Origin of the sequence: Mesorhizobium sp. BR1-1-2, from assembly GCF_020165435.1 — a bacterium.
GTDB lineage: Bacteria > Pseudomonadota > Alphaproteobacteria > Rhizobiales > Rhizobiaceae > Mesorhizobium.
In genome coordinates, this window is the sequence record NZ_JAIUID010000018.1 from 33,649 (window position 1) to 58,542 (window position 24,894).

A 24,894-nucleotide genomic window follows, 5' to 3' on the forward strand; every position below is an offset into this window, starting at 1 on the left:
GCTATCCTCCTCTTGCTTCGATGAGCCACTATCGCACACCCCTCCTGACAGCAGTCTGTCAGGAGGATGTCAGCCTACCGAAGTGAGGGCCGATCAGCGCCGGTATGGCCCGGTTTCGGCCCTTGCGAGAGGCTTTGACAGCGGGTTCCGATGCTGGTCAAAGGCGGCATGTCGAAACTCCTCGCCCTCGTCATCCTTGGCATCATGGTCATCCAGTTGATCAAGCCGCTCGGCTGGCCGGGGCTGAAACGGCGCAGCGACTTCTGGAAGCTGGCGCTCCTGGCCATGGCGGCCATTTCGATAACGGCCGTGCTTGGACATTGGACGTAGCGCAGTTCCAGGAAGGTGTCTGGCGGTTTTCCGCCCGTAATGCGTAAGATGTCGGCCGGCACGCAGCCGGCGGCAATCACTCTTCGATCACGCAGCCGACGAGGTGCTCGGCCCAGGCCCGGTAACCGGCTTCCGAAGCATGAAATCCGTCCGAGGCGAAGCCGGCTTCGGGATTGGTGATCGGCAAGCGCGGCGCCGGCACCGCACCGCGTTCGAGGCAAAGACGTTTGCCCATCCGGTTCATCTCACCGGCGCGAATTTCCAGGATCCTGCCGAGCAGCGACGGCATTGCCGGCGCTTGCGTGAACTCCAGCACAGGAGACCACACGACGCGGGCCTCGGGCCATTTGGCGCGCAGCGCGTAGAGCAGGCCGCCGAACGCCTTCTTGAAACGGGGCACGGAGTGGAAATTCTTGGTATCGTTGGTGCCGATGGCGAGCACGATATGCGTCCACGGATCGGCCGAGAGATTGGGCAGGACGTGGTCGCGGATCTGCCCAGAGGTCGCCGAATTGAACCCAGCGGCGCGCCAGCGCACGGCGCGGCCGGTGCGCTGCGAGATCAGGGCGGCCAGCTGCGCGGCCAGGCCATTCTCGGATTTTTCGATGCCGACCGAGGCGGCGGAGGAATCGCCCAGCACGAGCAGCCAGACCGCCGGGTGCCCGCCGGCGATCTCATGCATGACCGGGCCTTGCGCGGGCAGCATGCGCGAGGTGCGTCGGCGCACGCCAAGCCCCTGCCAGACATAGACAGGGAAGGCGAGCCAGGTGAGGAGAGCCGGAAAGCGTCGCATCGAGCAGCATTTAACGCATGTTGCGCCGGAGGTGAACGATCCTTGCACCGGTGGCGGACGCCTTCAAGCGTTCAATGTTCGATGGGATCGCTGAATGTCCTAAGCCCTGTCCGCTTGCGACCTGTTTCCATACTGGTCGTGCAGCCGCACCCAGTCCATCAAGGTTCTGTAAGGGCCGGTCTCGTCGCGCCCTTTCGGCGCAAGGTCGAGATATTGATAGGCGCCGATCAGTTGTTCGCTGCCGCGGGCGCGCGACATGAAGGTCAGGAAGATGTCGCCGGTCTCGTCCCGGTAGAACACGGTGGTGCCGGGCAGGTCTTTCGATTTCAGAACGGGCGTCTCGAAATTGTAGATCGCTTCACCCGATGCGATCTGCTTGTCGGTGAACGACACCTGCATGTCGAAGTTGAAGTCCGAGGCATAGGATGAGACCCAGTCGAATTTCCAACCCATGCGCTCTCGGTAGGGCAGCAGCTCGGAGGGCGGCGCGCGTGACACCACGACAAGCGACACGTCATGATGTCTCAGATGCTGGTTGGCGCCGTCGATGTGGTCGGCGACGAACGCACAGCCTTCGCAATGATGGGTCGAGCCGGGACCGAACACGAAATGATAGACGATCAGCTGGCTGCGGCCGGCGAACAGTTCGGCCAGGCATCTTGGACCCTGCTCGGTTTCGAAGACGTAGTCCTTTCTCACCTTCAGCCAGGGCAATTCGCGCCGTTCCGCCGCGATGCGCTCGCGAAATCGCGTCAATTCCTTCTCGCGCGCCAGATGCGTTTTGTGCGCCCGGAACCAATCCTCGCGTGAAACGACCTTGTTGCGATGCATGAACCTCTCCCTGGCTTCATCCCAAGGACGTTCGGGACGGGCGTGAGCCGACATCGCGCCGGCTGCGCTGGAGAGAAATAGGGATGGAGGCGCTTTATCCCAAGTCCGGCGGAGCGCAGCAAAACCCGGGCGCATGGCCCGGGTCCGATAGAGACGGAAAACCGTGGTCAGGCAGCCTGCTCCAGGCTCGGCCTCCATTGTCCAAGCGCCGCCAGATGGTTCATGTGGGCGCGGTGGGTGAAGGCGGCCTGGCCGGCGGCAACGTTGGATGCCTTGCCGCTCCAGGCTTTCTGCGGGGCAGCCTGCAGGGCGCGCCCATAGGAGAAGGTCAGCTTCCACGGATGCGGGCCAATGGCGTTGATGGCGTTGAGGTTGGCGGTCGCTTCCTCGTCCTCCTGGCCGCCGGAGAGGAAGGCGATGCCCGGCACCGCCGCCGGCACGGCCTCGCGGAACAGTTTTATGGTTTTCTCGGCGACTTCCTGGGGGCTGCTCACCTTGCCCGACTTCCTGCCGGCCAGCACCATATTGGGTTTCAGGATCGTGCCTTCGAGCACGACGCGGGCCGCATAGAGCTCGTCATAGAGCTTCGTCAGCGTCGCCCTCGAGATTTCATAGCAGGTGTCGATGTCGTGGGCACCGTCCATCAGCACTTCCGGCTCCACGATCGGCACGATACCGGCTTCCTGGCAAAGGGCCGCATAGCGGGCGAGCGCGTGGGTGTTCGCGCTGATCGAGGTGACCGACGGCACGCCCTTTGCCTTGTCGATGTCGATCACGGCACGCCATTTGGCGAAGCGGGCGCCGAGCTTGTAATAGTCGGCGAGCCGCTCGCGCAGGCCGTCGAGGCCCTCGGTGACCGTGTCGCCGGGAAAGCCGGCCAGAGGCTTGGCGCCGGCATCGACCTTGATTCCGGGAATAGCGCCTGAAGCTTTGATGATATCGACCAACGGCGTGCCGTCGGCCGCTTTCTGGCGAATGGTCTCGTCATAGAGGATGACGCCGGAAATATACCTGGTCATGGCGTCACTGGTGCGGAACATCATCTCGCGGTAGTCACGCCGGCTGTCCGCGGTCGATTCGACGCCGATGACGTCGAACCGCTTCTTGATCGTGCCCGAGCTTTCGTCGGCGGCCAGCAGGCCCTTGCCGTTGGCCACCATCGCGGCGGCAATGTCTTCGAGACGTTCGCTCATCGTGCTTCTCCTGGACGGTGTTGTTCTGTGCCTAGAACGGTTCACCGTTTCCCGGAAACGGCGAACCGCTCTAACTCTTTGTTTTGACGCAATTCCGGACGGAAAGCCGTACACACTTTTCCTGGAATTGCTCTAGCAGAACACTACCGCCAAAGGATTGACGCCGGAAAGCTCGAATCGATCGAAAGTCCCGGCAGCGTCGCGCGCTCGCCTCGAGTTGATCGTTTCAACGCTTGAGCACGTCGACGCCCGGCAGCGGCTTGCCTTCCATCCATTCGAGGAAGGCGCCGCCGGCAGTCGAGACATAGGTAAAATCGTCGGCAACCCCGGCCTGGTTGAGCGCCGCGACGGTATCGCCGCCACCAGCCACCGAAACCAGCTTGCCAGACTTGGTGCGCGCCGCCGCATGCCTGGCTGCCGCCATCGTCGCGCGGTCGAAGGGTTCGATCTCGAACGCGCCGAGCGGGCCGTTCCAGACCAAGGTCGCGGCGCGGTCGATCCAGTCGGCAACGACTTTCACGGTCTTTTCGCCGACATCGAGGATCATGCCATCCGCCGGCACGTCGGCTATGGCCACGGTTTCGCTGGCCGCACCCGCCTTGAATTCCTTCGCCACGACACCGTCGACGGGCAGGATGATGGCGCAGCCGGCCTCGGCCGCCTCGATCATGATCTGCTTGGCGGTAGCGGCGAGGTCGTGCTCGCACAGCGACTTGCCGACGTCGGTGCCGCGTGCGGCGAGAAAGGTGTTAGCCATGCCGCCGCCGATGACCAGCGCGTCGACCTTCTTGACCAGGTTCATCAGCAGGTCGATCTTGGTCGAGACCTTGGCGCCGCCGACAATGGCGACCACCGGGCGAACAGGATTTCCAAGGCCCTTCTCCAGCGCTTCCAATTCGGCCTGCATGGTGCGACCGGCAAAGGCCGGCAACAGATGCGCCAGTCCCTCGGTCGAGGAATGCGCCCGGTGGGCAGCGGAGAAGGCGTCGTTGACGAAGATATCGCCATTGGCGGCGAGCCGTTCGGTGAAGGCCGGGTCGTTCTTCTCCTCGGCCTTGTAGAAGCGGGTGTTCTCGAGCAGCAGCACGTCGCCCTTGTTCATGGCGGCAACGGCACTTCCCGCCGTGTCGCCGACGCAGTCGCCAGCAAAGCCCACGGGGCGGCCGAGCACCTCGGACGTTGCCCTGGCGATCGGCTCCAGCGAGAATTCCGGCGAGGGACCGTCCTTGGGTCGGCCGAAATGGGCGAGCAGGATGACCTTGGCACCCTTGCCCGACAATTCAGCGATGGTCGGCGCGATGCGTTCGATACGGGTCGTGTCGGTGACCTTGCCGTCAGCGACGGGAACGTTGAGGTCGACGCGCACCAGCACGCGCTTGCCATTGATATTGCCGATATCGTCCAGTGTCTTGAAGCTGGCCATGCTGGTTCCTTTCGCTGAGAAATCGCCGGGACCATACCCCGCACCGACGACGATGCAAGACTTGGCTGGGGAGGGCGCGAAATTTTCAAGGCGAAGGCGTTGACGTCGCGTAGCGTCACGGCAGGCGGATGGCTGCGGCGCAAAGGATCGCCGTTGTCAGCTCTCGGTCGTTGCCTTTTCCGCCGCCGGCTCTGTTTTCTCGTCTGCGCGTGCCGGGGGGATCGGTGTTTCCACCGGCTTGCGCCAGGTTTGGACGAAGGCCTTGATCCGGTCGGCGATCTCGCCGGCGCTGAGGAAGACCGGTACCCGCGCCACGGGCGCGGTCGGTTCGAAGGAGAGGCCCAGGCCTGTGATCCTGCCCTTGTCATCGACGTCACGCACGATCAGCTCGATCGGGCCGATCAGCACGCGGTCGGCGTATTCGACATGGCCGCCGAGCCGAGCCGTGACCAGAGCGCCGACGGTCAGGTTCTGTTCCGCCTCGCTCAGGCCCGGCGCGTAAGCGGCTTCCAGTTCGGCAGCGGAACGCGCCGGATCGACAGCAAAGGCACCGAAGAAATCGGCATCCTCGGGGTCGACGACGGCGCGGCTGGCGAACAGCTTGTCGAGCAGGCGTGGATAGCGGTCCGGCACGAAGATGTAGACCTGGTCGCCGGCGGCAAGCCTGCCCATGTCCTGGAAACGCATCGAGCGTCCGTCGCGCAACACCAGCGAGGGCCGCGCCCAGCGAGGGATGCGCTCGCCGCGCGCCACCGGGCTGCCCGGGGCGACGCGGTAGGCGAGGAGCTCGTGATGGGCCGAGCCCGGCAGTTCGAGCTCGACCTTGTCCAGAGGTCCGAGCCGCGCCGGCACGATCAGGCCGAGACGGCGTGCCAGCGGACCAACGGTCCAGCCCTGGATGACGAGTGACACCAGGACGATGATGAAGGCGGCGTTGAAGATGGTGCGGCCATTCTCCAGCCCGCCGAGCAAGGGAGTGATGGCAAGCAGGATCGAGACGGCGCCGCGCAGGCCGACCCAGGAAACGAAGGCGACTTCGGGGCGCGGCAGACGAAACGGGATCAGGCAAAGCCAGACCGCGATCGGCCGGGCGACGAACATCAGGAACAGGCCAAGCAGCACCGCAGGCACCATGATCGCCGGAAATTGCGAGGGCGTCGCGAACAGGCCGAGGATCAGGAACATGATGATCTGCGCCAGCCAGGACATGCCGTCCTGGAAGCGTTTGAGGATAGTGACGGCGCGGATGTCGGAATTGCCGGCGATGAGGCCGGCAAGATAGACCGCCAGGAAACCGGAGCCGCCGATGGCGCCGGCGGCCGCGAAGACCATCAGCGACAGGGTCAGCACGAAGATCGGCAGCAGGCCATGGTCGAGATTGAGCCGGTCGACGAGGCGCACGATGGCGAGGCCCCCCAGCACGCCGACAATGGCGCCCAGGCCCATGTTGATGAGGAAGCCGAGGACGAGGTTGGTGACCAGGACATTGGCCTCTGGGTCGGCATGGGCGGCTATGATCTCGACCAGGGTGATGGTCAGGAAGATGGCGATCGGATCGTTGGTGCCGGACTCCACCTCCAGCGTGGATCGCACGCGCTCGCGCAGATTGATCTCGCCGGCGCGCAAAAGAAAGAACACGGCCGCCGCATCGGTGGAGGCGACGGCGGCACCGAGCAGGAAGGATTCCAGCCAGGTGAGATCGAGCAGATAGTAGGCGGCGGCGCCGAACAGGCCGGTGGTGAGGACCACGCCGAACGTGGCCAGCGACAGAGCCGGCCCGGCCGCCTGGCGCAAGGCATTGAGAGGCGTGCCGAAGCCGGAATCGAACAGGATCACCGCCAGCGCCAGTGAGCCGGCAAAATAGGCGATGCGGGCGTTGTCGAACTCGATGCCGAGGCCATCGGTTCCGGTGGCGAGCCCGATGCAGAGAAACAGAAGCAGCAGCGGTGCGCCGAAGCGGAAGGCGATCAGGCTCGAAAACGCGGCGACGACGACAAGCGCGGTGCCCACCAGCGTGACGAGATAGATCGCATGCTCCATCCGTGACTTGTCCCCTGCCTCTTCTCTCGATTCAAGGAAGAGTGGGGCGAAGGCATGGCCGGCGCAAGGCAGGAGAGCGGTTTTTTGGCCGAAGCCTATAACTTCATCGTCCTTGGGCTTAGCAGGAGCGAAGCGACGCCTTGCCGAGCACTCCAACGAAAAAACGCCCGGACGAAGCCAGGCGTTTCAAGTCTCTGGAAGATGGGCCCGCGATCAGGCGATGGTCTTGCCGAAGGCGACCGCGGTATCGCCCATGCGATTGGAGAAGCCCCATTCATTGTCGTACCAGGACAGCACCGAAACGAAGTTGCCGTCCATCACCTTGGTCTGGTCGAGCGCCACGATCGAGGAGTGCGGGTCGTGGTTGAAGTCGATCGACACGTTCGGATGATGGGTAACCGACAGGATGCCCTTGAGCTTGCCGTTGGAGGCGGCGATCACCGCTTCGTTGATCTCCTGCGCCGACGTCGAGCGCTTGGCGATGAACTTGAAGTCGACGAGCGAGACGTTCGGCGTCGGCACGCGGATCGAGATGCCGTCGAGCTTGCCCTTGAGCTCGGGCAACACCAGGCCGATGGCCTTGGCGGCACCGGTCGAGGTCGGGATCTGCGAGAGTGCCGCGGCGCGGGCGCGGTAGAGATCCTTGTGCATGGTGTCCAGCGTCGGCTGGTCGCCGGTGTAGGAATGGATCGTCGTCATCATGCCCTTTTCGATGCCGACCGTCTCGTGCAGGACTGCGGCCAGCGGCGCCAGGCAATTGGTGGTGCAGGACGCGTTCGAGATAACGATGTGGTCCTTGGTCAGCTTGTCGTGGTTGATGCCGTAGACGACAGTGAGGTCGGCGCCTTCGGCCGGCGCCGAAACGAGGACGCGCTTGGCGCCGGCGGTCAGGTGCGCGGCGGCTTTGTCGCGGGCAGTGAAGATGCCGGTGCATTCGAGCGCGATGTCGACGCCGAGCTCCTTCCACGGCAGCTGCGTCGGATCCTTGATCGCGGTGACCTTGAACGTCTCCTTGCCGACGGTGATCTGGTCGCCGGAAACCGACACTTCGTGCGGGAAGCGGCCGTGTACGCTGTCGTAGCGCAGGAGGTGGGCGTTGGTTTCGACCGGGCCGAGGTCGTTGACGGCGACGACGTCGATGTCCTTGCGGCCGGATTCATGGATGGCGCGCAGAATGTTGCGGCCGATGCGGCCGAATCCGTTGATGGCAACTCTGACGGTCATTTTTCTCTCCTTGGGAGCTGGAGGGCAGACGATTGGTCCGCAGCTTCATAGCGGCGGAAGCGGAAAGAATCCAGCCGCGGCGACGTGGATTTAAATCGATTAGGTCAGGCCAGTCCGGCGGAACCCTTGTACGCGGTTTCGCCGATTGTTCTTGTTTCATACATGTCGCTGTCCCAAAATCGAGATACACTTTTGGGCAACATGCACGGCCTTACTTGCCATGCAGGCGGGCTTCCGCCGCCTTGGCGGCCGCCTCGGCGGTGATGCCGAAATGCGGATAGAGCTGCTCGATCGTTCCCGAGGCGCCGAAGCCGGTCATGCCGATGAAGATGCCGTCGGAGCCGATGAGATGATCCCAGCCCTGGCGGATGCCGGCTTCGATCGCCATCTTCACTTTCGCATTGCCGATCGTCTTGCGGCGGTAGTCCTCGCTCTGCTTGTCGAACAGTTCGAAGCAAGGAACCGAAACGACGCGGGTCGGATGGCCGTGCTTCTCCAGGAGGTCGCGGGCGCCGAGCGCGATCTCGACTTCCGAACCCGTGGCGAAGATCGTCACCGCGGCTTCGCCGCTGGCGGCGGCGAGTTCATAGGCGCCCTGGCTGCTCAGGTTCTTCTCGGTGAATTCGGTGCGCACGGTCGGCAGGTTCTGTCGGGTCAGCGCCAGCGTCGACGGCGTCTTTTCCGATTCAAGGGCCAACTGCCAGCATTCGGCGGTCTCGACCGCATCCGCCGGACGGAAGACGTTGTGATTGGGGATGGCGCGCAGTGCCGCCACATGCTCGACCGGCTGATGGGTCGGGCCGTCTTCGCCGAGACCGATGGAATCATGGGTCATGACGAAGATCGAGCGGATGCCCATCAGCGAGGCCAGCCGCATCGAGGGGCGGGCGTAGTCGGAGAAGCACAGGAAAGTGCCGCCATAGGCGATCACGCCGCCATGCAGCGTCAGCCCGTTGATGGCGGCAGCCATGCCGTGTTCGCGGATGCCGTAGTGGACATAGCGCTGGCCGTAATCGTCCGGGGTGATGTTCTTGGTCTGGCTGGTCTTAGTGTTGTTGGAGCCGGTGAGATCGGCCGAGCCGCCGATGGTTTCCGGGACGGCGCCGTTGATGACTTCCAGCGCCATTTCGGAGGATTTGCGGGTAGCGACCTTGGGCTTGTCGGCGGAGAGCTTCTTCTTGTAGTCGGTGATGACGGCGTCGAAGTTGGACGGCAGCTTGCCGGCAACGCGGCGCTCGAACTCTGCCCTGAGCTTGGCGTCGGCCTTGGCGAGGCGGCCTTCCCAGTCGGCGCGCGCCTCGGCGCCGGCCGTGCCGGCGGTGCGCCAGGCATTGAGGATGTCGGCTGGAACCTCGAAGGGGGGTGACTCCCAGTTGAAGAACTTGCGCGCGCCGGCGATCTCGTCGGCGCCGAGCGGCGAGCCGTGCGCCTTGTTGGTGCCGGCCTTGGTCGGGGCGCCGAAGCCGATGGTCGTCTTGCAGGCGATCATCGTCGGCTTGTCGGAATGGCGGGCGGCTTCGATCGCATAGGCGATGGCTTCCGGATCCGTGCCGTCGATATGGCTGGCGTTCCAGCCGGAGGCCTGGAAGCGGGCGACCTGGTCGGTGTTGTCAGCCAGCGATACCGGACCGTCGATCGAGATGTTGTTGTTGTCCCAGAACACGATCAGCTTGTTGAGCTTGAGGTGGCCGGCAAGAGCGATGGCTTCCTGGGAGACACCTTCCATCAGACAGCCGTCGCCGGCCAGCACATAGGTGTAGTGGCTGACGAGGTCGTTGCCGAAGGCGGCGTTCATGATGCGCTCGCCGAGCGCGAAGCCGACAGAATTGGCAAGGCCCTGGCCGAGCGGGCCGGTGGTCGTTTCGATGCCGGCGGCGTGGCCATATTCGGGATGGCCGGCGGTTTTCGAGCCCAACTGGCGGAAGTGCTTGATCTGGTCGATCGTCATGTCTTCGTAGCCGGTCAGGTAGAGCAGCGAGTAGAGCAGCATCGAGCCATGGCCGGCCGACAGGATGAAGCGGTCGCGGTCGGCCCAATGCGGCGCCTTGGCGTCGAATTTCAGGAAGCGGGTGAACAGCACCGTGGCAATGTCGGCGCAGCCCATGGGCAGGCCGGGATGGCCGGAGTTCGCCTTCTCGACCGCGTCCATGGAGAGAAAGCGGATCGCATTGGCCATCCGGTCATGTTGTTCACGCGACGTCATGGTTCCTCCGGGGTGGGGTTCGGGGCCTTGGGAGAGCCCTTGAAAAGCGTGCGCGACACATAGCAGGCGCGCACTTTTAGTCAACAAACCGGTGCGCATTTGCCGGCCTTGTGATGCCGCGGGCAGGCCTATATTAGCGTTAGCAGGGGACAGTCGCGAGAGCTTTGTTGACGTCGCCTTCACCCGGTGCCTAATGTTTCAGAGATAACGCGTTCTGAACGCGAACGATTCGGTGATGGGCAGGGCACAGGACGAGGCCATGACCGGGGAAACGACACTCAAGGAAGTCATTGCAAGGCTGGGCAAGGCCATGGAAGGCCTGGAAAACGCCGTCGCGGCCAAGCTCGAGCATGAGCGCGATTATTCGGAAGCCGAGGCCGAGGTGCAGCGGATGAATGCCGACCGCTCGCGGCTGGCGCAGGAGCTCGACAATTCCGAGGCGCGCGCCGAACGGCTGGAGGACGCCAACAAGGAAGTGTCGCGACGACTGGTGACCGCCATGGAAACCATCCGCGCTGTGTTGGATAGGTAGGCTCATGGCACAGGTCACGGTTTCCATAGACGGCAAGCAGTATCGGATGGCCTGCGACGAAGGCCAGGAAGAGCATCTGATCGATCTCGCCGAGCGTTTCGACCGCTACGTCTCGCATCTGAAGGATTCATTCGGCGAGATTGGCGACCAGCGGCTGACGGTCATGGCCGGCATCATGGTCATGGATGAACTCTCGGAGCTGCAGAAGCGCGTCAAGGGCATGGAAAGCGAAGTGCTGACCTTGCGCAAGACCCGCGACGAGGCGCTGACCAAGGCCGACAAGAGCGACAGCGTGCTGACCAACGCGCTTGGCGCGCTGGCGCAGCGCATGGAAGATCTTGCGGCGACGCTGGCCGTCAACAAGGCATAAGCGGTCTCCCCGGAAATTCCTGCCGAACTTGGCGGTAAGAAGAGAAATTTTTTCGCGGGCGCGACGGGCGCCTGTGGGTTTAGGCATTTGTGGGTTGCCGCCGAGGTGTTAAAAAGATTTGAGCGCTCGCCAGCCGTTGCCGGCAACATTTCAAGGGTAGGGAAACATCATGAGCCTTCGCATCAACGATATCGCCCCGGATTTCACCGCCGAGACCACGCAAGGACCGATCAGCTTTCACCAGTGGATCGGTGACGGCTGGGCGGTGCTGTTCAGCCACCCGAAGAATTTCACCCCCGTCTGCACGACCGAGTTGGGCACGATGGCGGGGCTCGAGGGCGAGTTCAAGAAGCGCAACGTCAAGATCATCGGCATTTCGGTCGATCCGGTCGAAAGCCACGGCAAATGGCAGGACGACATCAAGACGGCGACCGGCCATTCGGTGAACTATCCGCTGATCGGCGACAAGGATCTCAAGGTCGCCAAGCTCTACGATATGCTGCCTGCTGGTGCCGGCGAGACCTCGGAGGGCCGCACGCCCGCCGACAATGCCACCGTGCGTTCGGTCTATGTCATTGGGCCCGACAAGAAGATCAAGCTGGTGCTGACCTATCCGATGACCACGGGCCGCAACTTCGACGAGATCCTGCGCGCGGTCGATTCCATGCAACTGACCGCCAAGCACCAGGTGGCGACGCCGGCGAACTGGAAGCAGGGCGAGGACGTCATCATCACCGCGGCCGTTTCCAACGAGGACGCCATCAAGCGCTTCGGCGCCTACGAGACCGTCCTACCCTATCTCCGGAAGACCAAGCAGCCTTCCGCGTAGAGCGGTTCACCGTTTCACGGAAACGGCGAACCGTCTCTTTGTTTTTGCGCAGTTCTCTGGGCAAAGCGCCACGCGCTCTTCCCGGGATGCCGCTTGGATTTGCTCCAGTTTCCCGGATGGCATTTTTCGACTTTCCCTAGCTTTTCTGGCAAGGCGTGCTTGACGGCAGCGCCCTGCTAGACAAGCATGCTCTTATGTTGCTCTGGCAGAGAAAATCATTCCTGTCCGGTTAACAGGAGGGGAAGTCGGATTGGACATAGGTTCGGCAAAGCCTGAAGTCACCGGTTTCCATGACAAGCCGACCGGCGCCATCCAGTATGTCGTCGCCGACCGGGTGACGAAGCGGTGCGCCATAATCGATCCGGTTCTCGACTTCGACGAGAAGTCCGGCGCAGTTTCGACAGCCAATGCCGATGCGCTGCTGGATTTCGTCAGGGCGGAGGGACTGAGCGTCGAATGGATCCTGGACACCCATCCACATGCCGATCATTTCTCGGCCGCGCAGTACCTGAAGCAAAGGACCGCGGCGCCGACGGCGATCGGCGAGCGGATCGTCGAGGTCCAGAAATTGTGGAAGGCGATCTACAACTGGCCGGATTTCCCCGCCGACGGCTCGCAGTGGGACCGGCTGTTCGGCGACGGCGAGGTTTTTCGGGTCGGAACGCTTCCAGCAAGGGTGCTTTTCTCGCCCGGGCACACGCTGGCGTCGATCACCTATGTGATCGGGGACGCGGCCTTCGTCCACGACACGCTGTTCATGCCCGACAGCGGCACGGCAAGGACGGATTTTCCCGGCGGCAGCGCCGCGCGCCTGTGGCACTCGATCCAAGGCATTCTGGCCCTGCCGGAGGACACGCGCCTCTTTGTCGGCCATGACTATCAGCCCGGCGGGCGCCAGGCGTTATGGGAGAGCACGGTTGCCGCGCAGAAAGCCGGCAACATTCATCTTGCCGCCGCGTGCAGCGAGGCCGAGTTCGTTGCGCTCCGCGAGGCCCGCGACCGGACATTGCCGATGCCGAGGCTGATCCTGCATGCGCTGCAGGTAAACATGAATGGCGGACGCCTGCCGGAACCGGAAGCCAATGGACGACGGTATCTGAAATTTCCGCTGGATGGGCTTTGAAGCAATCACGGCACCCGATGCGGTTTACGAAAAAGGCGGCGCCAGTTTCCTGACGCCGCCTGGATGTTTCGTTGCCGAACGTGGCTTTTAAGCCGCCGGCTGCGCCTCGATGGTGCGCAGCGCCTGGGTCTGGCGCTTGGCGGCGGCCTTGACCGCATCCTGTACCTTCTCGAAAGCGCGCACTTCGATCTGGCGCACGCGCTCGCGGCTGATGTCGAACTCGGCCGACAGTTCTTCCAGGGTCAGCGGCTCATCGGCGAGGCGGCGCGCCTCGAAGATGCGCCGTTCGCGTTCGTTGAGCACCGCAAGGGCGCCCGACAGCATGCCGCGCCGGTTTTCCAGCTCGTCCTGCTCGATCAGCATCTCTTCCTGGCTTTCGTGGTCGTCGACCAGCCAGTCCTGCCATTCGCCGGACTCGCCTTCCGTCGCCCGGATCGGCGCGTTGAGCGAGGCGTCGCCCGACAGGCGGCGGTTCATCGACACGACTTCCGCTTCCGAAACGTTCAGCCGCGTGGCGATCTCGGCGATCTGGTCGGGCTTGAGGTCGCCGTCGTCAAGCGCCTGGATCTTGCCCTTCACCTTGCGCAGGTTGAAGAACAGACGCTTCTGGTTGGCGGTCGTGCCCATCTTGACCAGACTCCACGAGCGCAGGATGTATTCCTGGATCGAGGCCTTGATCCACCACATGGCGTAGGTCGCGAGGCGGAAGCCACGCTCGGGCTCGAATTTCTTGACGGCCTGCATCAGGCCGACATTGCCTTCCGAGATCACTTCGCCGATCGGCAGGCCGTAGCCGCGATAGCCCATGGCGATCTTGGCGACGAGCCGCAAATGGCTGGTGACGAGCTTGTGCGCGGCGGAAGTGTCCTCATGCTCGGCATAACGCTTGGCGAGCATGTACTCTTCCTGCGGTTGAAGCATCGGAAAGCGGCGGATCTCTTCCAGGTAGCGGCTGAGGCCGCCTTCGCCGGAAACGATACTGGGTAGTGACTGGGCCATGATAGCGCCCCCTCTCTATTGGAGTGATGCCCCCGAAACGCGGCGGGCATGTGACGCGAGCACCAAAGGCTCGCTCGCGACATCGGATATATACAGGAACAAAACCAGAAAAGACAGGCATTTGTTCAACACGAAACAGTGTGTCACGCTGAAGTGAACAACGCCAGTCAGGTTTTTGATGGTTGATTTGAAGCTTGCCGGTGGCGGATCACAGACTGCGCAAGCCGCCGACGAGTTTCTCCATGTCCCTCGGTATCGGTGCCTCGAACCTCATCGGTAGATGGGTAGTCGGATGGCGAAATTCAAGGAGCCAGGCGTGCAAAGCTTGCCGGGAAAATGCCTTGACCTGGCTTCTCAGCGGTTCGGGCAACCGGTTGGCCTTGGTGCGAAAGGCTTGGCCGTAATCGGGATCACCGAGGACCGGATGACCGATATGGGCCATGTGGACGCGGATCTGATGGGTGCGGCCGGTCTCCAGCCGGCATTCGACCAGACTTGCGGTTGCGAATTCCTTTTGGTTTTCGCCGAAGCGCTCCTGCACCGCAAAATGGGTGACGGCGTGGCGGGCATCGTCGCGTCCTTCGGGTACCACGGCGCGACGCACACGGTCGGCGGCGCGGCCGAGCGGGGCATCCACCGTTCCGGCCGGCCGCTGCGGTATGCCCCAGACCAGCGCCAGGTAGGCGCGCTCGAGATCGCCTGTCAGGCCGTGATCGGCAAAGGCCTCCGAAAGCGCCTTGTGGGCGCGGTCGGTCTTGGCCACGACCATGACGCCGCTGGTTTGCTTGTCGAGACGATGGACGATGCCCGGCCGGCGCACGCCGCCGATGCCGGACAAGCTGTCGCCGCAATGATGGATCAGCGCATTGACCAGCGTGCCGGTCCAATTGCCGGCGCCGGGATGGACGACAAGCCCGGCGGGTTTGTTGATGACGATCAGTTCGTCATCTTCGTAGAGGATATCGAGGGCGATGTTTTCCCCCTGTGGCTCCGCCGGTTCCGGCTCCGGCATGGCGACCGAGACAGTTTCGCCCGGCGACATCTTGCGCTTGGTCTCGACAACGGTCTTGCCGTCGACCAAGACCGCGCCCTGCCTGATCAGCATCTGCACGCGACTGCGCGACATGTCCGGGCCGAGCCTGCCTGCCAGCCACTGATCGAGGCGCTGGCCGGCACCGTCGGCGCCGGCCACGAGCACGGTCGGTTCTGCCTGCATGAATTGGTCCTCTATCAATCGGGGGGCCTCTTCGCTATGAGCGCTCATCGAGAATCGTTCCGGAATGTTTGCCATGGCCCGCCCCGCCGCCGACGAAGACGCCGTTGTTGAAGGCGGGGAAAAGCCGCTCAACCCCGAGATCGAAAAGGTGCGCGGCAGGCTCATCCGCTTCATGGCCATCAATCTCGGCCTGCTTTTGCTGGCTCTTATGGTGGTGATCGCGGCGATTGTCTACAAATCACGCAAGGCAGTGCCGGTGAGCCCGCCGCTGGCCGGCGACATCCAGGTGCCCGCCGGCGAACCGCTCAGCGGAGACATCGTGCTGCCGGTCGGCGCCAGGGTGGTCAGCCAGTCGCTGTCCGGCAATCGCGTCTCGATCGACGCCGAACTCGCCGATGGCAGCCGCACGATCTTCGTCTACGACATAGGCGAGCGGCGCATAATCGGCCGCTTTGCAATCCGCAACAAATGAAGCCCGGCGCGCAATGACCGGCTTTGCCGAAAATCGTCATATCGCCACCGTCGCGCTGGTCGTCGACAGCTATGACGAGGCGATCGACTGGTATGTCGGGCGGATGGGCTTTGTGCTCCTGGAGAATGTGGACCTCGGCGGCGGCAAGCGATGGGTGACGGTCGCGCCGGCCAGCGGGCGCGGCGCGCGGCTGCTTCTGGCCGAGGCCTCCGACGAGGCACAAAGGAAGAGCATCGGCAACCAGACCGGCGGACGGGTCTTTCTCTTCCTCGAAACCGACGACTTTGCCCGCGATCATGCGGCGATGGTGGCGAAGGGCGTCGAATTTCGCGAGCCCCCGCGCTTGGAGCCCTACGGCACGGTGGCGGTTTTCGCCGATCTCCACGGCAATCTATGGGATCTGATCGAGCCCAAACGCTAGCACCGGCCGGCTTTTTCTTGATCACGGCAAAGCCGGCGGAACCCCAGTTGCTTTTTCTCCGCTGCCAGCCTATATCGCCGGTTCTTGAACGCGCCCATCGTCTAGCGGTCAGGACACCGCCCTCTCACGGCGGGAACAGGGGTTCGATTCCCCTTGGGCGTACCAAGAAAAAACGGCTCAGCCGTTGATCCCCGGCATCGAACACTGTTCAGCCGCCCCGCTCGAGCGCTCCGTCATATGCAGGTGCATGGAACGCTGGCTGGAGCCGGGCTCGGAGCTATGGCGTGGAGGCGGGCGTCGGTTAAGGTTTCGTTTACCTATAACCTGTCTACTGGAGACAATTCACCCGCGACCACGGATGTACTGGCGCTGCGGTGAAAACAAAGGTCGGCCCACGCCGGCCTTTTGTTTTTTCGGCCGGCTGTTGCGGTAAGGCCATCTCCAATGCTTTCGGCAATACCTTCGTCAAAGCATATTGCCCTTGCCATTTCGGGCCCTACCATCAATCCTGCCGATCGTACGCGGGCTGGAGAGGGTCGAAGGTCGAGGAATTGCAATGAAAAAAATGGCTGGAATGCTCCTGATTGCCGGCGCGGTGGTGATGGTTGCCACATCTCCGTCGGCTGCCGCCCAGCTCAACACGATGGACGAAGTCGGCACGGCGATCCAGGCATGCTGGACGCCGCCGGCGGATGCTGGAAATTCCATCGTCACGCTGAGCTTCAGCTTCAAGCGCGACGGCACGCTGCTTGGTCCGCCACGGCCGACCGCCGCCAAGGTGGCCGGCGACGACAAGGCGCGAAAGTCGTTTATCGACGCCGCAACGGCCGCGGTGAAGAATTGCACACCGCTCAGCCTTTCGCCGCAACTGGCGCAAGGGATTGCCGGCAACGTGTTCACCTTGCAATTCGTCTCTCCCAAGCAATAGCTGTTCCGCGGCTCCGCACAGGGCGCGCCGCGGCTCAATGTGCTAGAGCCGTTCGGCGTTCGGCGGATCGCCGATCCCGCTTCCATTTACGCAATTCCTGACAGAAAACACCTGCCAGCGTCAGCGACCCGCTCACGTAGCGACTAGCACCAAACCATCTCGCAGCACCGCCTTCACCGGTCAGTGGCTGATACGCCGCGCCTCGGCGTGCCGCGCCAGTTCGGGCGTCTCGAAGACATAGTCGTTCCAGGCGGATTCCGGGATTTGCCCGGCCAGATAGCATTCCAGCAGCAGGTTTTGCTCGGCGCTCAGGGGTCTCGGATCAAGTCCCAGGGAATGAAAAAGGCTTCTTGTCAGTTCCGATACCGTGATGTGGATCGACATCTGCGTTCTCCTTCGCGCTTCAACGCGAAAGACCGGGCAAAGGTTTCAGGACCGGTTTCCGGTAACACTTGAGTGATCCGGCAGGCCTGCCAGCCCTCCGTTCGGCTGCATTGTTTTGCAGTTCGTCTCAATCTTGAAATAAAAATGCAATATTGAATTCACAGAGGTTCTTCTACTAACCTAGAGAAAAGTCTCTCAATGCATGGGGACTGGAAAGATTAGATAAAACTCATTTAGTGAAAGCTTGCTGAAGTCGAAATAGTTGTCATTCCAGGTTCTCAGCAACAAGGACCTCGTCGTTCCGATGATCCGTTTCTGGTTCTCCATGATGATCGCGCTCGTCATCCTGACGGTGCTGGCGCTCGGAATGTCCAGTTCTTATGCCGACAGTTGCAGTGCGATAAGAAATCAATTGTCGTCGGCCGGCCGTGGCGGCGGCACGAGCGCCGAGCTTGCCCAGTTGCACCGCCAGCTTGCCGCGATCCAAGGGCTCGAGAGGCAGCGCAAATGCACGGCGAAAAATTCCCTCGGTGGTTTCTTCAACGCGTGCGCCGATCTTGCCAGGAACAGGAGCGAGGTGCAGCGCCGGATCGCGGCGGCCTCCAATTCAGGCCGGGACATGTCGGGGCTGCGGGCGCGCTTTGTCGCGCTTGGCTGCGCGCCAGCGGCAAAGGAGCGCGCCGCGGCGAAGACCCAATCGGCGTCTGCGACGGCGCCAGCGGCGAGGGCAACGGGCGCCGGCAACGCGATGCTGTTCTGTGTGCGCCTTTCGGATGGATATTTCTTCCCAGCACCCAAGTCGCAGTTCGCCGGCAGCGACGATGTGAAGGATATGGCCGATCAATGCCGCTACATCTGCGACGAGCCGGGGGTCAATCTCTATACGCTCAGCGACATCAGCCTCGAAACCGAAAAGATGGTCGCTCTCGACACGCGCAAGCCCTACACCGATCTGCCGACCGCATACCGCTACCGCGACGACGTCAATTTCAAGGCATGTGACCTAAAACGCTACTACAGCAGGGTCACCGAATTGAGGGCCAGAACGGTAACGCCCACAAACATGACCAATGCCATCATCCCCTTGCCGTCGGCCAAGCCGGACCTCGGCAGCGTCGCGGCAATTCCCGCGGCGGGCGCCGAAGCTTCCGGTGCGGCCCAGCATCAGTCGATAGAGGCCGGCAAGCGGCCGGTGAGAATAGTTGGCCCGGCCTTCTTCCCAGCCGAATGATCATCCGCTCCGGGCGTAGGCGCCGGTTTCCCAGCCAATATCAATTTCGGGTGGCATCCATCAGTCGCAGACCATGCGAACCCTCTTTCCGGGTTCGCTGACATTCCTGCATGCCAGGGGCTTTTCCTCACCGGAGGACGGTGGAGGTGGTCTCGAAACTCTTGAAAGATGACGTCTCGGCGCGTCGCCCGGCGCGGGCCTGCGCTCGGAAAACCGGGTTGGCGGCTGTGGCGGCGCCGGAAAAGCGCCGTTTTCCATTCCGGAGGGCCCGTATTCCACATTGGGCGGCGGCCGGTCCCAGAAACGCCGGGCATCTAGCGGGCGCGGAATGACGACGGTGCCGTCATAGCTGCGCGAACAGCCGCTGCCGAAAAGCAGCGCCGCGCTCAGCAAGCAAGGCACAATCCGTCCAAACATCAGCAACACCCCCGTATGGGCTTATAGCGCGGCTTCGATCCGGCCGACAACCGGGCGCAATGGTGCAGGCCATGCCCGTCCGGTGCGCAACGGCTTGTTAAGGTTAGCGGATCGTTAATGCTTCTCGGGCACATTCCGCCGACGAACCGCGGAGGGAGGGTTCGGCCTTGGATTCGGGGTGGGGACGGCATGGCTGAAGCGAACGAGACAGCCGGCGTGCGCGGCGAGCGCGGGTCGGGCGAAATGGCGGTGAACGACGCGGCCTCGTTCGCCGAGGGCATGGATTTGGCCATGCTACGCCAACTGGTCGAGACGGGCTCGGACTGGATCTGGGAGACCGATGCCGAGCTGCGATTTTCCTGGCTTTCGCACAACTACCAGGCGGTCACGGGCATCGACCCGGCCGCTGTGCTCGGCCGCTTCCGGTTCGATTTCCTGAAGCAGGTCCTGAACGGCAACCGCAGCGCGGCAATGCATCTGGAGGATCTGCAGGCGCATCGGCCGTTCCGTGACTTCGTCTACGAACTGAAGGGAGGTCGCGCCGATTGCCGCTGGGTGCTGACCTCAGGCTTTCCACGCTTCGACGATGAGGGGAAATTTGCGGGCTACCGCGGCATTGGACGCAACGTCACGGGATTGGCGGGCGCCTTCGAAGAACTGGAACAGAAGCAGCAAGAGGCGTCTTCGGGAGGCCTTGCCGACCTTCGCACGATGGTCGATTCGATGCCGATCGGGATCATGGTCCTCGACGCCGACCTGCGCGCCGAAGTGATCAACCAGGCCTTCTACAATTTGTGGAAAATCGATCCCCAGCGCGCCGGGGTCGGCTCGGGCTTCCGCGAGTTGATGGACGCCAGCCGCGCCGTCGATTCCTACGGCGGCGACGACGTTGCCTGGCAACGCCATACCGCCGAGCGCGAGGCCGAGATCAGGGCCGGCGTCGCCGGCTCGAGACAATTGCCGCGCAATGACGGGCGAACCCTGATCGCATCGCTGGCCCCGCTGGGCGGCGGCAAGCGGCTCATCTCCTATGTCGATGTCACCGACATGAAGGACCGCGAGGCCGAGCTGGCCGACGCGCTGGAAAAGGCGCGACTGGCGGAAGCGGTGATCAACGGCGTCAAGGATCCGATCTTCGTCAAGGACGACGATCTGCGCTTCGTCTTCGTCAACGAGGCGTTCGCGGGCCTGTTCGGCCAGAAGCCGCAAACCATGCTTGGCAAGCCCGGCGGCAATTTTCTCGCGCCGGCCGAGGTTGCGCTGTTCGAGGAAAGCGAGCGCGCGGTCCTGGCGACCGGGCGGCCTTACGAGGTGGAGGAAAGTTTCGAGGTCGACGGCGTCAACCGCTCGCGCGTCGTCAGGAAGAACCGCGTTAGAATGGCAAGCGGCCGCAACTACGTGGCCGGCTTCCTCTTCGACGTCTCGGACATGAAGGGTCGTGAGACCGAGGCGCAGGACGCCCGCAAACACCTGGCCAGCGTGCTGGAATCGCTGCCGGCCGCCGTGATCATCTACGACCGCGACGACAATTTCGTTTTCGCCAACCGCAAGATGCAGGACACACTGCCGGCGTTGAAGTCGGCATGGCAGCCCGGCCGCACCTTCCGCGACGCGGTGGCGCTCGGTCATTCGGCCGGCTATTTCCGCTCGAGCGGCGATCCGCGGGTCGATGCGCTCTATGATGGCGATCTCGATCCCTGGCTGGACAGCATCCTCGCCCGCTACCGCCTGCCATACTCATCCTTCGAACGTCTCAATCCCGACGGCCGCTGGTATCAGGTCTACGACATGCGCACCGATGACGGCACGTTCATCGGCGTGCGTGTCGACATCTCCGAGATCAAGAGCCGCGAAAAGGCGCTGCACGATTCGATGCGGCAGATCGACCTGTTCCGGCACGTGCTGGACGAACTGCCCGTTGCCGCCTTCATCAAGGCGCAGGATCTCAGCATCGAGTTCGTCAACAAGGCGTGGTGCGCGATCACCGGGCTCGCCAAGGAAGACGTCATCGGCCGCACCGATCGGCAGCTGTTCGGCGACGGGGATGGAGAGAGCTACAGCCTGGACGATACCGAGGTCGCCCTCACGGGCAGCGTCAGGGAGGTCGAGGAGCCCGTCACCCATCGCGACGGCACGGTGCGGCAGTTGATGACGCGCAAGAGCCGGCTGGTGGCGCTGGACGGATCGGTGCATCTGGTCGGCTCCAGCACCGACATCACCGAGGTCAAGGCGCGCGAGCGGGCGCTGGAAGAAAGCATGCGCGAGAACGAGGTGTTCCGCAGCCTGATCGACAACGTGCCGGTGTCGATCTACGCCAAGCGCTCCGATCTCAGGCAATTCTACGTCAACAAGGGCTGGTGCGACCTCACCGGCTTCAGCAAGCAGGACGCGATCGGCAAGACCGACATCGAAATTTTCGGGCCGGACGGCGAAGCCTTCGTCAATGGCGACCTCGCGGTGCTGCGCAGCGGCGAAACCCAGGAGGTCGAGGAGACGGTGACACTCCCGGACGGCAGCGTGCGCCACCAGTTCGCCCGCAAGGGCGCGATGATCGCGTCCGACGGGTCGCTCTACCTGATCGGGTCGACCACCGACATCACCGAATTGAAGCTGCGCGAGGCGGAACTGCGCGAGGCGCGCCAGCGCGCCATACTTGCCGACCGCGCCAAGTCGGAATTCCTCGCCAATATGAGCCATGAGATCCGCACCCCGATGAACGGCGTGCTGGGCATGGCCGAACTCCTGGCCAAATCCGATCTCGATCCGAAGCAGAAGACGTTCACCGACATCATCGTCAAATCGGGCAATGCGCTGCTCACCATCATCAACGATATCCTGGATTTCTCCAAGATCGATGCCGGCCAGCTGGTGCTCGATCCCGCTCCCTTCAATCTCGCCGAGGCGATCGAGGACGTGGCGACGCTGGTATCGACACGCGCCAAGGAAAAGGACCTCGAGCTCATCGTACGCATCGAACCTGGGCTCGAAAGCCTGTTCATCGGCGATGTCGGCCGCATCCGGCAGATCGTCACCAACCTGCTCGGCAACGCGGTGAAGTTCACCGACGAAGGACATGTGCTCGTCGACGTCACCGGCGAAAGTGTGCCGGACGGAACCAGGCTGACGATCTCGGTCACCGACACCGGGATCGGCATCCCCGAGGAAAAGCTGAAACAGGTGTTCGAGAAATTCAGCCAGGTGGACACCTCCTCGACGAGGCGGCATGAGGGCACCGGGCTCGGGCTCGCGATCACCTCGCGGCTGGTCGAACTGATGGGCGGCGACATCGGCGTGGAAAGCGCCGAAGGCAAGGGGTCGACCTTCTGGTTCGCGGTCACGCTGCCCAGGGCCGGAGAACAGAACGCGCAGCGCATCATGCCGGTGGATGTGACCGGCGCGCGGGTGCTGATCGTCGACGACAATGCCGTCAACCGCGCCATCCTGACCGAGCAGATGACGTCATGGACGTTCGATTCCTGCGCGGCCGAGAGCGGCGCCGAGGGACTGAAAGTGCTGATCGCTGCCGCCGCCTACGGCGTGCCGGTCGATTGCGTCGTGCTCGACTATCAGATGCCCGAGATGAGCGGCGCCGAGATGGCAGGTGTCGTGCGCAGCACCGCCGGGCTTGCCGACACGCCGATCATCATGCTGACCTCCGTCGACCAGTCGCTGGCCAACACCAGTTACCGCGATCTCGGCATTGATGCCCAACTGATCAAGCCCGCACGCTCCTCGGTGCTCCTGGAAACGCTGGTCGCTACCATCCAGCGGCATCGCCACGCTAGCGATGTCGCCCGGCCGCTTGCCGTCGAGGGAGGCGGGGGGAACGGTCCGCAACCATCGCCAGCCGCGGCATCGGGGCAACGCGCGTTGCTGCAGCCGCCGCCGGTCAGGCCTCGGCTTGCCGCGAACGGCGGCGAGCAGCGGCTGGACATACTCGTGGCCGAGGACAATGAGGTCAACCAGATGGTCTTCACTCAGATCCTCGGCGAGACCGGCTACGGTTTCGAGATCGTCGGCAATGGCCGCAAGGCGCTGGACGCCTTCGGCAGGCTCAATCCGTGCATGATCCTGATGGACGTCTCGATGCCGGAGATGAACGGGCTCGAGGCGACCGCCGCCATTCGCCGGCTAGAGGAGGAAACCGGCACGCATGTGCCGATCGTAGGGGTCACCGCGCATGCGCTCAAGGGCGATCGCGAACGCTGCCTTGACGCCGGCATGGATGATTATCTGCCCAAGCCGATCAGCCCCAGGGCCCTGCTCGAAAAGGTCGAGCGCTGGGTCGGCGCCGGTCGCCAGGCCCGGCGCAACGCGGGATAGGCTTCGCGCCTTCCACGGGATTGCGGCGAGAATCAGTCGGGGTCGGCCGCTGCCCTTCGAGCAAGACTATGGTGCGATCGCACCATATCAAAGCCGGCGTCCAGCCGGGACAATGACGGCATCGAATTTCCGCTCTCTTCTAGTTACGGGCGGGAGCAGCGACCGCCAGTATGAAGCAGCGTCAATCTACCCCAACGGACCTGTTTTTGGCGATGGCCCGGCCAAGACATCCTCTGGCCTCGAGCAACGCGCTCCCGTCCGGCTTTTCTTCGATCAGCGATCCACGCCGAATCCGATGGCTGTTTGGGTGGCCGGATAGCGCAAGTCCCTGATTCCCGAAGGCAAACCGGCGCCATGCCGCAGCCGCCGATCGCCATCGCCTTTCCAAGCGGCGGCGACGCGTTACCGGGCTGACACGAAACTGTCATGCGACTGTTATAATCGAACGCTATTGGCCTCAGCGGGCGCTGGCAAGGAATGGCGCCGAGAGACCATCTTCCGAACAGGAGCAGGCCACATGAGACATTTCATCCGCTCGGCGGCCGTTGCGATCGCAATGGCTGCGGCGTCCACCCTCACCCTTTCAGCGGCAATGGCAGCTGACATCTCCGGCGCCGGCGCCACCTTCCCTTACCCGATCTATGCGAAGTGGGCCGATGCCTATAAGAAGGAGACCGGCATCGGTCTCAACTACCAGTCGATCGGCTCGGGCGGCGGCATCAAGCAGATCAAGGCCAAGACCGTCACCTTCGGCGCTTCCGATGCGCCGCTGAAGGGCGAAGATCTCGAAGCCACCGGACTTGCACAGTTCCCGATGGTGATGGGCGGTATCGTTCCGGTCGTCAATCTCGAAGGCATCAAGCCGGGCGAACTGGTGCTCGACGGCCCGACGCTGGCCGATATCTTCGTCGGCAAGATCACCAACTGGAACGACGCGGCGATCGCCAAGCTCAATCCCGACGTCAAGCTTCCCGACCAGGCGATTGCGGTCGTTCATCGCTCCGATGGTTCGGGCACCACGTTCAATTTCAGCTACTATCTGGCCGACGTCAGCGCCGACTGGAAGTCGAAGGTCGGCGTCAACACCGCGCTCGAATGGCCGGTCGGTATCGGCGCCAAGGGCAATGAAGGCGTCGCCAACAACGTCTCGCAGACCGGCGGCTCGATCGGCTATGTCGAATACGCCTACGCCAAGCAGAACAAGCTGACCTATGCCGACATGATCAACAAGGACGGCAAGAAGGTCGAGCCGACGGCGGCGGCGTTCTCGGCGGCGGCGGCCAATGCCGACTGGAGCTCGCAGCCGGGTTACGGCGTCATCCTGGCCAACCAGCCGGGCGCCGAATCCTGGCCGATGACGTCGGCCACCTGGATTCTGGTCTACAAGAAGCCCGGCGACGTGGCTGCGACCGGTGAAGCGCTCAAGTTCTTCGCCTGGTCCTACGCGAAGGGCGACGACATGGCCGGGGCGCTGGACTACGTTCCGATCCCCGACGCGGTCGTCAAGAGCGTCGAGGACATGTGGGCCAAGGACATCGTCGGCGAAGACGGCAAGCCGCTCTATTCCGCCATGTAATCCCTGCTGAATGAGGAGGGCGCTTCACGGCGCCCT

General features: G+C 63.2%; 21 protein-coding genes and 1 tRNA gene. 12 read left to right on the top strand and 10 right to left on the bottom strand.

Annotated elements, in window-relative coordinates; translation table 11 throughout:
- Positions 1-150 precede the first annotated feature (150 nt).
- Positions 151-330, top strand: coding sequence for a hypothetical protein (locus LB551_RS26600; protein WP_181165425.1), 180 nt, complete (start codon positions 151-153; stop codon positions 328-330).
- Between the two features lie 76 nt (positions 331-406).
- Here LB551_RS26600 and LB551_RS26605 read toward each other — a convergent pair whose 3' ends face one another.
- The 7 genes from LB551_RS26605 to tkt form a co-directional block, all read right to left on the bottom strand.
- Positions 407-1,123, bottom strand: coding sequence for an SGNH/GDSL hydrolase family protein (locus LB551_RS26605; protein ID WP_224629137.1), 717 nt, complete (start codon positions 1,121-1,123; stop codon positions 407-409).
- Between the two features lie 99 nt (positions 1,124-1,222).
- Positions 1,223-1,954: a DUF899 domain-containing protein gene (locus tag LB551_RS26610; RefSeq protein WP_224629135.1), complete on the bottom strand. Its 732-nt coding sequence runs from the start codon at positions 1,952-1,954 to the stop codon at positions 1,223-1,225.
- 167 nt (positions 1,955-2,121) lie between these two features.
- Complete coding sequence (locus LB551_RS26615; RefSeq protein WP_224661050.1) at positions 2,122-3,147, bottom strand: class I fructose-bisphosphate aldolase; 1,026 nt, start codon at positions 3,145-3,147, stop codon at positions 2,122-2,124.
- Positions 3,148-3,373: 226 nt separating this feature from the next.
- Positions 3,374-4,570, bottom strand: coding sequence for a phosphoglycerate kinase (locus LB551_RS26620; RefSeq protein WP_140554203.1), 1,197 nt, complete (start codon positions 4,568-4,570; stop codon positions 3,374-3,376).
- Positions 4,571-4,726: 156 nt separating this feature from the next.
- Positions 4,727-6,610 (bottom strand): potassium/proton antiporter, encoded by a 1,884-nt coding sequence (locus LB551_RS26625; RefSeq protein WP_224661051.1) that lies wholly within the window; start codon positions 6,608-6,610, stop codon positions 4,727-4,729.
- A 213-nt stretch (positions 6,611-6,823) separates the two neighbouring features.
- Positions 6,824-7,834: a type I glyceraldehyde-3-phosphate dehydrogenase gene (gap, locus tag LB551_RS26630; protein ID WP_224629111.1), complete on the bottom strand. Its 1,011-nt coding sequence runs from the start codon at positions 7,832-7,834 to the stop codon at positions 6,824-6,826.
- A gap of 211 nt (positions 7,835-8,045) precedes the next feature.
- The gene (tkt, locus tag LB551_RS26635) at positions 8,046-10,037 is read right to left on the bottom strand and encodes a transketolase (protein ID WP_224661052.1); all 1,992 of its coding nucleotides are present in this window, start codon (positions 10,035-10,037) and stop codon (positions 8,046-8,048) included.
- A gap of 259 nt (positions 10,038-10,296) precedes the next feature.
- Between tkt and LB551_RS26640 the strand changes: the two genes are divergently transcribed.
- The 4 genes from LB551_RS26640 (at position 10,297) to LB551_RS26655 (ending at position 12,891) form a co-directional block, all read left to right on the top strand.
- Positions 10,297-10,569 (top strand): DUF4164 domain-containing protein, encoded by a 273-nt coding sequence (locus tag LB551_RS26640; RefSeq protein WP_023763725.1) that lies wholly within the window; start codon positions 10,297-10,299, stop codon positions 10,567-10,569.
- A gap of 4 nt (positions 10,570-10,573) precedes the next feature.
- On the top strand, positions 10,574-10,939 hold the full coding sequence (locus LB551_RS26645) for a cell division protein ZapA (protein ID WP_140500552.1): 366 nt from the start codon (positions 10,574-10,576) through the stop codon (positions 10,937-10,939).
- 169 nt (positions 10,940-11,108) lie between these two features.
- The gene (locus LB551_RS26650; RefSeq protein WP_140554196.1) at positions 11,109-11,768 is read left to right on the top strand and encodes a peroxiredoxin; all 660 of its coding nucleotides are present in this window, start codon (positions 11,109-11,111) and stop codon (positions 11,766-11,768) included.
- A gap of 250 nt (positions 11,769-12,018) precedes the next feature.
- On the top strand, positions 12,019-12,891 hold the full coding sequence (locus LB551_RS26655) for an MBL fold metallo-hydrolase (protein ID WP_224661053.1): 873 nt from the start codon (positions 12,019-12,021) through the stop codon (positions 12,889-12,891).
- 87 nt (positions 12,892-12,978) lie between these two features.
- Here the strand turns inward: LB551_RS26655 and rpoH are convergent, their stop codons facing one another.
- Complete coding sequence (gene rpoH / locus LB551_RS26660) at positions 12,979-13,890, bottom strand: RNA polymerase sigma factor RpoH (RefSeq protein WP_027023478.1); 912 nt, start codon at positions 13,888-13,890, stop codon at positions 12,979-12,981.
- A gap of 208 nt (positions 13,891-14,098) precedes the next feature.
- Positions 14,099-15,154 (bottom strand): RluA family pseudouridine synthase, encoded by a 1,056-nt coding sequence (locus tag LB551_RS26665; RefSeq protein ID WP_224661054.1) that lies wholly within the window; start codon positions 15,152-15,154, stop codon positions 14,099-14,101.
- Positions 15,155-15,179: 25 nt separating this feature from the next.
- Here LB551_RS26665 and LB551_RS26670 point away from each other — a divergent pair, with 25 nt between their 5' ends.
- The 4 genes from LB551_RS26670 to LB551_RS26685 all read left to right on the top strand — a co-directional run bounded on the left by LB551_RS26670 (position 15,180) and on the right by LB551_RS26685 (position 16,927).
- Complete coding sequence (locus LB551_RS26670) at positions 15,180-15,578, top strand: fimbrial protein (protein ID WP_224661055.1); 399 nt, start codon at positions 15,180-15,182, stop codon at positions 15,576-15,578.
- 13 nt (positions 15,579-15,591) lie between these two features.
- Entirely contained in the window at positions 15,592-15,999 is a 408-nt protein-coding gene (locus LB551_RS26675) for a VOC family protein (protein ID WP_140554190.1), read from the top strand.
- Positions 16,000-16,089: 90 nt separating this feature from the next.
- A tRNA-Glu gene (locus LB551_RS26680) sits at positions 16,090-16,164 on the top strand.
- A 391-nt stretch (positions 16,165-16,555) separates the two neighbouring features.
- A complete protein-coding gene (locus tag LB551_RS26685) occupies positions 16,556-16,927 on the top strand; it encodes a hypothetical protein (RefSeq protein WP_140554188.1) in 372 nt (123 codons plus the stop codon).
- 180 nt (positions 16,928-17,107) lie between these two features.
- Here the strand turns inward: LB551_RS26685 and LB551_RS26690 are convergent, their stop codons facing one another.
- A complete protein-coding gene (locus LB551_RS26690) occupies positions 17,108-17,311 on the bottom strand; it encodes a hypothetical protein (RefSeq protein WP_224661056.1) in 204 nt (67 codons plus the stop codon).
- A 262-nt stretch (positions 17,312-17,573) separates the two neighbouring features.
- Between LB551_RS26690 and LB551_RS26695 the strand changes: the two genes are divergently transcribed.
- The 3 genes from LB551_RS26695 (at position 17,574) to pstS (ending at position 24,858) form a co-directional block, all read left to right on the top strand.
- On the top strand, positions 17,574-18,542 hold the full coding sequence (locus tag LB551_RS26695; RefSeq protein ID WP_224661057.1) for a DUF2865 domain-containing protein: 969 nt from the start codon (positions 17,574-17,576) through the stop codon (positions 18,540-18,542).
- A gap of 606 nt (positions 18,543-19,148) precedes the next feature.
- Positions 19,149-23,282 (top strand): PAS domain-containing protein, encoded by a 4,134-nt coding sequence (locus LB551_RS26700; RefSeq protein ID WP_224661058.1) that lies wholly within the window; start codon positions 19,149-19,151, stop codon positions 23,280-23,282.
- A 517-nt stretch (positions 23,283-23,799) separates the two neighbouring features.
- The gene (pstS, locus tag LB551_RS26705; protein WP_224629083.1) at positions 23,800-24,858 is read left to right on the top strand and encodes a phosphate ABC transporter substrate-binding protein PstS; all 1,059 of its coding nucleotides are present in this window, start codon (positions 23,800-23,802) and stop codon (positions 24,856-24,858) included.
- The last annotated feature ends 36 nt before the right edge of the window (positions 24,859-24,894 follow it).